Consider the following 10,527-nt stretch of genomic DNA (forward strand, 5'->3'; position numbering starts at 1 on the left):
CCGTGGACGCGTCCGTCGAAGAGATCATCGAGGCGCTCCGCGACTCGCTGATGGAGAACGAGCGGCTCCGGCGGCACAGCGCCGCGCTCGAGGCCGCCGCCACCGAACCCGTCGCGATCGTCGGCATGGCCTGCCGGTATCCGGGCGGCGTCGCCTCGCCGGAAGACCTGTGGCGGCTCGTCGCGGGCGGCGTGGACGCGGTGTCGCCGTTCCCGTCCGACCGTGGCTGGGACACCGAGCGCATCTACGACCCCGAACCCGGCACGCCCGGCAAGAGCTACGTCCGCACCGGCGGCTTCCTGCACGACGCCGCCGAGTTCGACCCGGCCTTCTTCAAGATCAGCCCGCGTGAGGCGCTGGCGATGGACCCGCAGCAGCGGCTCCTGCTGGAGGTGTCGTGGGAGGCGCTCGAACGGGCGGGGATCGACCCGTCGTCCCTGCACGGCGAGCGGACCGGCGTGTTCGCCGGGCTGATGTACCACGACTACGGCAACAGCTCCAGCAACGGCAGCATCGTCTCGGGGCGGATCGCCTACACGCTGGGATTGGAAGGCCCCGCCGTCACGGTGGACACGGCGTGCTCGTCGTCGCTGGTCGCGCTGCACCTGGCGGTGCAGGCGCTGCGGTCCGGGGAGTGCTCCCTGGCGCTCGCCGGAGGCGTGACCGTCATGGCCACACCGGGGACGTTCATCGAATTCAGCTTGGAAAGGGGCCTCGCCGCGGATGGCCGCGCGAAGTCGTTCGCCGCTTCGGCGGACGGGACGTCGTGGGGCGAGGGCGCGGGGATGCTGCTGGTCGAGCGTCTTTCCGATGCTCGGCGGCTCGGGCATCCGGTGCTGGCCGTGGTTCGTGGCTCGGCGGTCAATCAGGATGGCGCGTCGAACGGCTTGACGGCTCCCAACGGGCCGTCGCAGCAGCGGGTGATCGGCCAGGCATTGGCGAGCGCCGGGCTCAGCGCCGTTGATGTGGACGCGGTCGAAGCTCACGGCACGGGGACGAACCTAGGCGACCCGATCGAGGCGCAGGCATTGCTTGCGACTTATGGCCAGGGACGTTCGGAAGGGCGTCCGTTGTGGCTGGGGTCGATCAAGTCGAACATCGGGCATACGCAGGCGGCTGCAGGGGTGGCCGGGATCATCAAGATGGTCCAGGCGATGCGGCATGGTGTGTTGCCGAAGACGCTGCATGTTGACGAGCCGACACCGCACGTGGATTGGTCGGCTGGGAGTGTCGAACTGCTCACCGAGGCGCGTGAATGGCCGGACGGGGAGCGGCCGCGGCGGGCCGGGATTTCGTCGTTCGGGATCAGCGGGACGAACGCGCACGTCATCGTCGAGCAGGCCCCTTCGGTGGAGGAGGAGCCGCGTTCGGGATCGCCTGAGGCGGGCGTGGTTCCGTGGGTGATCTCGGCGCGGAGCCGGGACGCGGTGCCCGCCCAGGCCGCGCGGCTGCTCGATTTCGTCGGGGAGCGGCCTGAGTTGCTTCCTGAAGACGTCGGGTTCTCGCTGGTCACGGCGCGGGCGGCGTTCGAGCATCGTGCGGTCGTGGTGGGCGAGAACCGCGCGGAACTGCTCGCAGGGCTTGGACGCTTGGCGTCCGGGGAGCCGCGCCGTCCTGTTCGCTCGGACGGCAAGACGGCGTTCTTGTTCTCGGGTCAGGGTTCCCAGCGCGTCGGGATGGGGCGGGAGTTGCATGCCGCCTTCCCGGCCTTCGCGGAATCGTTCGACGCGGTGTGTGGGGAACTGGATGAGTACTTGGATCGGCCGCTGAAGGAAGTGGTCTGGTCTGAGTCTGAGCTGCTGAACCAGACCGTTTTCACTCAGACCGGTCTGTTCGCGGTCGAGGTCGCGCTTTACCGGTTGCTGGAGTCGTGGGCTGTCCGGCCTGATTTCCTCGCGGGTCATTCGATCGGCGAGTTGACGGCCGCGCATGTGGCCGGGATGTTCTCGCTGGAGGACGCGGCCCGGCTGGTGGCTGCTCGGGGTCGCCTGATGCAGGCGCTGCCGCCGGGTGGGGCAATGGCGGCTGTGCAGGCGACCGAGGACGAGGTCGTTGCGCTGCTGGACTCGACGGTCGTCGGTCTCGCGGCGGTCAACGGGCCCGAGTCGGTCGTGGTTTCAGGTGCCGAGGACGCCGTCGCAAAGATCATCGAACATTTCGTCGGGCTGGGACGCAAGACGACCCGGTTGCGGGTGTCACATGCGTTCCATTCGCCGCTGATGGACCCGATGCTGGACGACTTCCGCCCGGTCGCCGAATCCGTCACCTTCAAGGCACCCTCCATTCCTGTCCTGGGCGCGGAGGCGGACGCTGGGTATTGGGTGCGGCACGTCCGCGACGCCGTCCGGTTCCACGCTTCCGTGACTGACCTGCGTGACCAGGGTGTGACCCGGTTCCTGGAGATCGGTCCCGATGGCGTGCTGACGGCGATGGTGCGGGGCGACTCGGACACCGAAATCGTCGCGCCCGTGCTGCGCCGGGACCGTCCCGAGGCCAGGGAACTGCTGACGGCCCTGGGGCAGGTCCATGCGCACGGCCTGGACGTCGACTGGCGTGCGGTGTTCGCCGGACGCGCGGCCCGTGTGGTCGAGCTGCCGACCTACGCCTTCCAGCGCGAGCGCTACTGGCTCGACTCCTCCGGCCGGGACGGGGACGTGACCTCGGCCGGTCTGGAGGCCGTCGATCACCCGCTGCTCGGTGCCGTGGTCGTCGCGCCGGACTCCGGCAGGGCCGTGCTGACCGGACGCCTGTCCGCCGAATCGCAGCCGTGGCTGGCCGACCATGAGGTGCTGGGGACCGTCCTGCTGCCGGGCGCCGCGTTCGTCGAACTGGCGATCCGCGCGGGTGACGAGGTCGGATGCGACGCGCTGCGGGAACTGACGCTCGGGGCGCCGCTGGTGCTGCCGGAGCGCGGCGGTGTCGCCGTCCAGATCGTGGTCGGCGAGGCGGACGCCTCCGGCGATCGGCCGGTGAGCATCTACTCGCGGCCCGAGAACGGTTCGTCCGACCAGGAGTGGAAACGGCACGCCACCGGGGTGCTGGGAACCGGTGCCGATATCGCGCCGGTCGACCTGACCGCGTGGCCCCCGCCGGGTGCCGTCCCCGTGAACCTGGACGACGCCTACCTGCGCTTGCACGACGACGGCTACGCCTACGGCCCCGCCTTCCAGGGATTGCGGGCCGCCTGGCGGCACGGCGACGACCTCTACACCGAAGCCGTCCTCCCCGAACAGGCCCGGGCCGACGCAGAACGGTTCGGACTTCACCCGGCCCTGCTCGACGCGAGCATGCACGCCGAACTGCTCGACGTCGAACGTCCGGACGGCGCAACTCAGCTCCCCTTCGAATGGAGCGGGGTGAAACTGCACGCTTCTGGCGCGTCGGCGCTGCGCGTTCACACCCGGCTGGGACGGGACGGCGGCCCAACCAGCATGACGGTCGCGGACGAGAACGGTCGCGCGGTGCTCAGCGTGGAATCCCTGGCGGCCCGGACGGTGTCACCCGAACAACTCACGTCGGCCGGCGGGACGAGCGATTCCCTTTACAAGGTGGAATGGTCGCACAGGCCGGTAGGCGAGTCGCATGGCGATGTGAGCCTGGCCGTCCTGGGACCGGATCGGTGTGGCCTTTCCGCGGACGTCCCAGTGTTTGCGGATTTGGCGGGTCTTGCGGCCGCTGGTGTGCCAGATGTCGTGGTGTGGTCGCCTCCTGCCGCTGGTGGCGGCGTTCTGGCGGATGTGCGTGCGACGGCTCACTCCGCACTGGGTGTGATGCAGGAATGGCTGGGGGATGAGCGGTTTGCCGCGTCCCGGTTGGTGGTCGTCCTTCGCGATGCTGGTCTGGTTCTGGCTCCGGTGCGGGGTTTGTTGCGTGCGGCGCAGGCGGAGAATCCGGGTCGTTTCGTACTGGTGGATCTGGATGATGCGTCTGAGTTGGCTACTGCCCTTGCTGGCGTCGTGGTATCTGGTGACGAGCCTGAGGTCGTCATTCGTGGTGGCCAGGTAGGTGTCTCCCGCCTGGTGCGGGCTCGTCCGAGCGAACCATTCCGGTGGGACCCGTCTGGGACGGTCCTGGTCACCGGCGGGACGGGCGGTCTGGGTGCGCTGGTCGCGCGTCATCTGGTGTCGGTTCATGGTGTGCGGCATTTGGTTCTGACGAGTCGCCGTGGCCTGGATGCGCCGGGTGCTGTGGAGCTTCGCGCGGAGTTGGCGGGTCTGGGTGCCGAGGTTTCGGTGGCGGCGTGTGATGTCTCGGATCGTCAGGCCGTGGCGGATCTGCTGGATGGGATCCCGGCGGAGCATCCGCTGACTGGTGTCGTGCATGCCGCTGGGGTGATCGACAGCGGCTTGATCGGTTCGTTGTCGCCCGATCGGGTTGATGCGGTGTTCGGTCCGAAGGTGGATGGGGCGTGGCATCTGCACGAGTTGACCCGTGAGCTGGATCTGTCGGCGTTCGTGTTGTTCTCGTCTGCCGGTGGGTTGGTTCTGGCGGCTGGGCAGGGCAATTACGCGGCGGCGAATGTGTTCTTGGACGCGCTGGCCGAGCATCGCCGCTCTCTCGGGCTGACGGCGACGTCTATGGCGTTCGGGCTCTGGGACACCGGCGATTCCGCGAATCCGGACGGCGTGGACGCCGAACGCATGCGACGTCTCGGCCTGCCGCCGTTGTCCACGGACGAGGCATTGGCATTGTTCGACGCCTCGCTCGGAGCGGATGACGCAGTGGTCGTCCCGCTCCGCGTCGACCGTGCGGTGCTGCGGAAGCGAGACGACGTACCGGCTCTGCTGCGCGACATGTCCGGCGGCGGCACAACCCAGGTGGTGCGAGGGCGCGCTGACTCGTCGATACAAGACCGCCTGGCGAACATGGAATCGGCCGAACGCTTGGCCGTCCTCCTGGATTTGGTGCGTGCTCAGGTGGCGTCCGTTCTCGGACACGTGTCCGCGGACACGGTGGAGCCGACCCGTGCATTCCGTGACCTGGGTTTCGATTCTCTTTCGGCGGTGGAGTTGCGGAATGCGCTGCGGGCTGAGACGGGTCTTCGTCTCCCGGCAACGCTGGTCTTCGATTATCCGACCGCACAGGCTGTCGCCGAACACCTGGAGGAGGAACTCTCTGGGACGACTGGCGGGCCGGTCGTCACTGCCAGCGTTCAGAAGGTCGATGACGATCCGATTGTGATCGTGGGTATGGCGTGCCGTTATCCGGGTGGTGTCGCTTCGCCTGAGGACTTGTGGCGTCTGGTCGAGGGTGGTGTGGATGCGGTGTCGGGGTTCCCGGTCGATCGTGGCTGGGATGTGGAGGGTTTGTTCGATCCGGTTCCTGGCCGTCCGGGTAAGAGCATCGCTCGTGAGGGTGGGTTCTTGTATGACGCGGCGGATTTTGATGCTGATTTCTTTGGTGTGTCGCCGCGTGAGGCGGCGGATACCGATCCGCAGCAGCGTTTGTTGTTGGAGGCGTCGTGGGAGGCGTTCGAGCGGGCGGGTATTGACCCGTCGTCTTTGCGGGGGAGTGCGACCGGTGTCTTCGCCGGTCTGATGTACCACGACTACGCCCTCGGCGACCTGGACAGCGCGAGCACTAGCGGCGGGAGCCTGGTCTCCGGCCGTGTCGCCTACACGCTGGGCCTTGAAGGCCCGGCCGTCACCGTGGATACGGCGTGCTCATCGTCATTGGTGGCCCTGCATTGGGCCGCACAGGCGTTGCGTTCGGGTGAATGCTCGCTGGCGTTGGCTGGTGGTGTGACGGTGATGTCCACGCCGGGGATGTTCGTGGAGTTCAGTCGTCAGCGTGGTTTGGCCGCTGATGGTCGGTGCAAGTCGTTCTCAGCGTCGGCTGATGGCGCGGGCTGGGCTGAGGGTGTGGGTGTGCTGGTGGTCGAGCGTCTGTCGGATGCTCGCCGCAACGGTCACCCGGTGCTGGCCGTCGTTCGCGGCAGTGCAGTCAACCAGGACGGCGCGTCGAACGGCCTGACGGCTCCGAATGGGCCGTCGCAGCAGCGTGTTATTCGCCAGGCACTTGCCAATGCGGGCCTGGGTGTCGCCGATGTGGACGCGGTTGAGGCGCACGGGACCGGCACGGTGCTCGGTGACCCGATCGAGGCGCAAGCGGTTATCGCGACTTATGGTCAGGATCGTCCTGAGGGTCGGCCGTTGTGGTTGGGGTCGATCAAGTCGAATATGGGTCATGCGCAGGCCGCTGCCGGTGTGGCGGGGATCATCAAGATGGTTCAGGCGATGCGGCATGGTGTGCTGCCCAGGACGCTGCATGTGGACGAGCCGTCCCCGCACGTGGACTGGTCGGCCGGAGCCGTCGAACTGCTCACCGAAGCCCGCGACTGGCCGCGGAACGGCCGTCCCCGCCGAGCTGGAGTCTCCTCGTTCGGCATCAGCGGCACCAACGTTCACGTGATCATCGAGCAGGCCGAGGAAGCCGAAGCTGCGGCGTCGGAGTCTCCCGCCAGTCCGGGCGTCGTGCCGTGGACGGTCTCCGGCAAATCCGTGGACGGCTTGCGGAATCAGGCGCAGAAATTGCGATCCCACCTGCTGAACCACCCCGAACTCAACCCCTTGGACGTGGGTTTCTCGTTGGCGAGTGACCGTGCGTTGTTGGAGCGGCGTGCGGTGGTCTTGGCGGGTGACGGTGATTCCGCTCTGGATGCGCTGGCTGCGTTGGCGGCTGGGAAACCGCATCCGAACGTTGTCGTCGGCACCGGCCCGGCGGGTCCGGGTTCGACCGCGCTGCTGTTCTCCGGCCAAGGCGCACAGCGTCTCGGCATGGGCCGGGAGTTGTATGAGACGTTCCCGGTGTTCGCCGATGCCTTCGACACCGTCTGCGCTGAACTGGACCGGCACTTGGGTCGTTCCTTGAAGGACGTCATCTGGTGTGAACCCGATCTGCTGGACCAGACCGCTTTCACTCAGACCGGCCTGTTTGCCATCGAAGTCGCCCTGTTCCGCCTCCTGGAATCGTGGGGCGTCCGCGCTGACTTCGTGGCGGGTCACTCGATTGGTGAATTGGCGGCGGCGCATGTCGCTGGGATGTTCTCGCTGGAGGATGCGGCGAAGCTGGTCGCGGCTCGGGGCCGGTTGATGCAGGCGCTCCCGCCGGGTGGAGCGATGGCGGCGGTCCAAGCCACCGAAGACGAAGTCACTCCGCTCCTGGATCCGACACTGGTTGGTATCGCGGCGGTGAACGGCCCGGAATCGATCGTGGTGGCCGGCACCGAAGACGCCGTCACCCGAACCATCGACCACTTCACCGAACTCGGACGCAAGACAACCCGTCTTCGGGTTTCGCACGCCTTCCATTCGCCGTTGATGGATCCGATGCTGGACGACTTCCGCCAGATCGCCCAATCCATCACCTACAACACCCCCGCCCTCCCCATCGTGGGTGCGGAGCCCAACCCTGAGTACTGGGTGCGGCATGTCCGTGACGCCGTCCGGTTCCACGACACCCTCACCCACCTGCACGACAACGGCGTCACCCGATTCCTGGAAATCGGACCCGACGGCGTCCTCACCGCGATGGTGGCTGCAGACGAGACCGTCAGCGTCGCCGCGCTCCGCCGCGACCGTCCCGAAACCGCCACCCTCCTCACCGCGCTCGCCCACCTCCACGTCACCGGAACCACCATCGACTGGCCCGCACTCTTCACCCACCACGGCGGACACCGAGTCGAACTCCCCACCTACGCCTTCCAACGCACCCGCTACTGGACGAACGCGCCCACCGTCGCCGGGGGCGTTTCCAGCCTCGGCCAGGCGTCCGCCGAGCACCCGCTGCTCGCGGCCGTGGTCGCCTCGCCCGATTCTGACGGCGTGGTGTTGACGGGACGGCTGTCCTCGGCCACGCAGCCGTGGCTGGCAGACCACGAGATGTTCGGCGCGGCGGTCTTCCCCGCGTCCGGCTTCGTGGAGCTGGCCGTCCGGGCCGGGGACGAGGTCGGCTGCGATGTCGTCGACACCCTGACGGTGGACGCGCCCCTGTCGCTCCCCACAGACGGCGGGATTGACGTCCAGGTCGTCGTCGGCGCCCCGGACGAGTCCGGGAAGCGGACGGTGGCGATCCACTCCCGCCGGGACGGCGGCCCCTGGACCCGGAACGCCTCGGGCACGCTGACGTCCGACGCCGAGACGCCCGCACCCAACCCGGCCACCGCCTGGCCGCCCGCCGGGGCGACCGAACTCGACCTGGACGACGTCTACGACCAGCTGTTCGGCCGCGGCCACGCCTACGGAGCCTTCTTCCAAGGACTGCGCGCCGCCTGGCGCCAAGGCGAGGAGCTGTTCGCGGAAGTGGCCCTCCCACCGGAGACAGAGACCGACCGTTTCGGTATCCACCCGGCCTTGCTCGACGCCGCCACGCAACTCCAGTCACTCAACCACGACGACGGACCGCGGATGCCATCCGCCTGGACGCGGTTCACCCTCCACGCAACCGGCGCCAAGGCCCTCCGCGTCCACCTCTCCCCAACCGGGGAAGAGCAGGACGGCATGAGCCTGCTGGCCACCGATGACACGGGAAACCCGGTCCTGACCGCCCACGCCGTGGCATCGAGCCAAGTAAGCCCCGACCAGCTCGGCGCGGCCCGCGCCGAATACCTGGACTCGCTGTTCCGTGTCGAATGGTCCCCGATCACCCCGCCGTCAGCGCCACACGAAAAGACCTGGGCCCGTTGGGAGGACCTGAACGACGAAATCCCCGACGTCGTCGTCCTGGAACCCGAAACCGGCGACGACGCGGAATCCGCCCACGCGACCGCGCACCAGACGCTCGAAGTGCTCCAGACCTGGATGACCGACGAGCGGTTCCTGCAGAGCGACCTCCTCATCCTCACCCGAGGTGCGGTATCCGTGCGCGGTGAGGACGTGACAAATCTCGCGGGCGCCGCAATATGGGGCCTCGTAAGGACGGCCCAGCTCGAACACCCGGGCACGATCGTCCTCGCCGACCTGGACGCCGACGCGCCCGACGCGCCCGACATCGGCGCGCTCATGGCCGCGCACGAATCAGAACTGGTCGTCCGCGGCGACGTCACCTACCGGACGCGCCTGGCCCGAGTCCCACGCCCTCGTCCCACCCCCGCCGACTCCGCCGCCCCGGCGTTCGCCCCGGACGGAACCGTGCTGATCACGGGCGGTACGGGCATGGCGGGACGGCTCGTCGCGACCCATCTGGTGGCCGAGCACGGCGTCCGGCACCTGCTGCTCGCCGGGCGGCGCGGTCTGGCCGCCGAGGGCGCCGCCGAGTTCCGCGACGAGCTGTCCGCGCTCGGCGCGACCGTCACCGTGGCCGCCTGCGACGTCGCCGACCGCGACTCCGCCGCCGCGCTGCTCGCCGGGATCGACCCAGCGCACCCGCTGTCCGGGATCGTGCACGCGGCGGGCGTCGTCGACGACGGCGCGCTCGGCTCGCTGACCCCCGACCGGCTGGACGCGGTGTTCCGCCCGAAGGTCGACGCGGCCTGGAACCTCCACGAGCTGACCCGCGACCCGGGCCTGGACCTCGACGCCTTCGTGCTGTTCTCGTCCAACTCCGGTGTCTTCGGCAACGGCGGCCAGGGCAACTACGCGGCGGCGAACACGTTCCTGGACGCGCTCGCCGCCCACCGCTGGGCGAACGGGCTCGCCGGGCAGTCGCTCGCGTGGGGGCTGTGGGCGGACGCCAGCGAGATGACGTCCGGGCTCGGCGAGGTCGACCGGCGGCGGATGGCCGAGGCCGGGATGATCCCCATGGCCGGGGACGAGGCCATGGCTCTGCTCGACGCGGCGGCGGGAGTGGACGAACCCGTGCTGATCGCCGTCCCGCTGGACGAGCGGGTCGCCGCGCAGGCCGACCCCGCCGTGCTGCCGTGGAAGCTCCGCACCCTGTTCCGGGGGACGGCGCGCCGGACCGTCCGGGCGGGCCGGGACGCCGCCGCCGACCTCACCCGCCGGCTCGCCGGGCTGCCCGGCCCGGAACGCGAGAAGGAACTCCTCGGCCTGGTCCGCGAACGGGTGGCCGTGGTGCTGCGGCGCGGGTCCGCGGGCGAGGTCGAGCCGGACCGCGCGTTCCGGGAACTCGGCTTCGACTCCCTCACCGCGCTGGAACTGCGGAACGCGCTCAGCGCGGCGACCGGGCTGCGGCTCCCCGCGACGCTGCTGTTCGACCATCCGACCGCCCGCGCCGTCGCGCAGGAGATCGGCACGTCCATCGGCCCCCGCGAGGACGACCCGTCGCGGCTCGTCCTGGCCGAGGCGGACCGGCTGGAGACGGCGCTGTCCGCACCCGGCCTGACCGCCGCCGACCTGCCGGACGGCGCGCACGCCCGCATCACCGCCCGCCTGGAGGCCCTGCTGCGCGCCTGGCAGGACCGGCACGACGGCGAGGGCCCGGAGGACGACGCCGGCCGCGCGCCCGATCTCGACTCGGCCAGCGACAGCGAGCTGTTCGCCGTCCTGGACGAGGAACTCGGAATCTCCTGACCCACACCCGCCCGACCTGTCCACTCCCTCGACTCTGATCTGCGATTCGCCGGAGATT

Annotated in this window: 1 protein-coding gene; it reads left to right on the forward strand. The window is 69.2% G+C overall.

What is annotated here, in order from left to right; all coding sequences use genetic code 11:
• Nucleotides 1-50: 50 nt before the first annotated feature.
• Nucleotides 51-10,469, forward strand: coding sequence for a type I polyketide synthase (locus tag FXF68_RS35035; RefSeq protein ID WP_187438287.1), 10,419 nt, complete (start codon nucleotides 51-53; stop codon nucleotides 10,467-10,469).
• Nucleotides 10,470-10,527 lie beyond the last annotated feature (58 nt).

It is taken from the genome of Actinomadura decatromicini, from assembly GCF_008121305.1.
Lineage (GTDB): Bacteria > Actinomycetota > Actinomycetes > Streptosporangiales > Streptosporangiaceae > Spirillospora > Spirillospora syzygii.

Coding starts and splice junctions, on each gene's coding strand:
- FXF68_RS35035 (WP_187438287.1), top strand. CDS start 51: ATGGAGAACGAGCGGCTCCGGCGGCACAGCGCCGCGCTCGAGGCCGCC.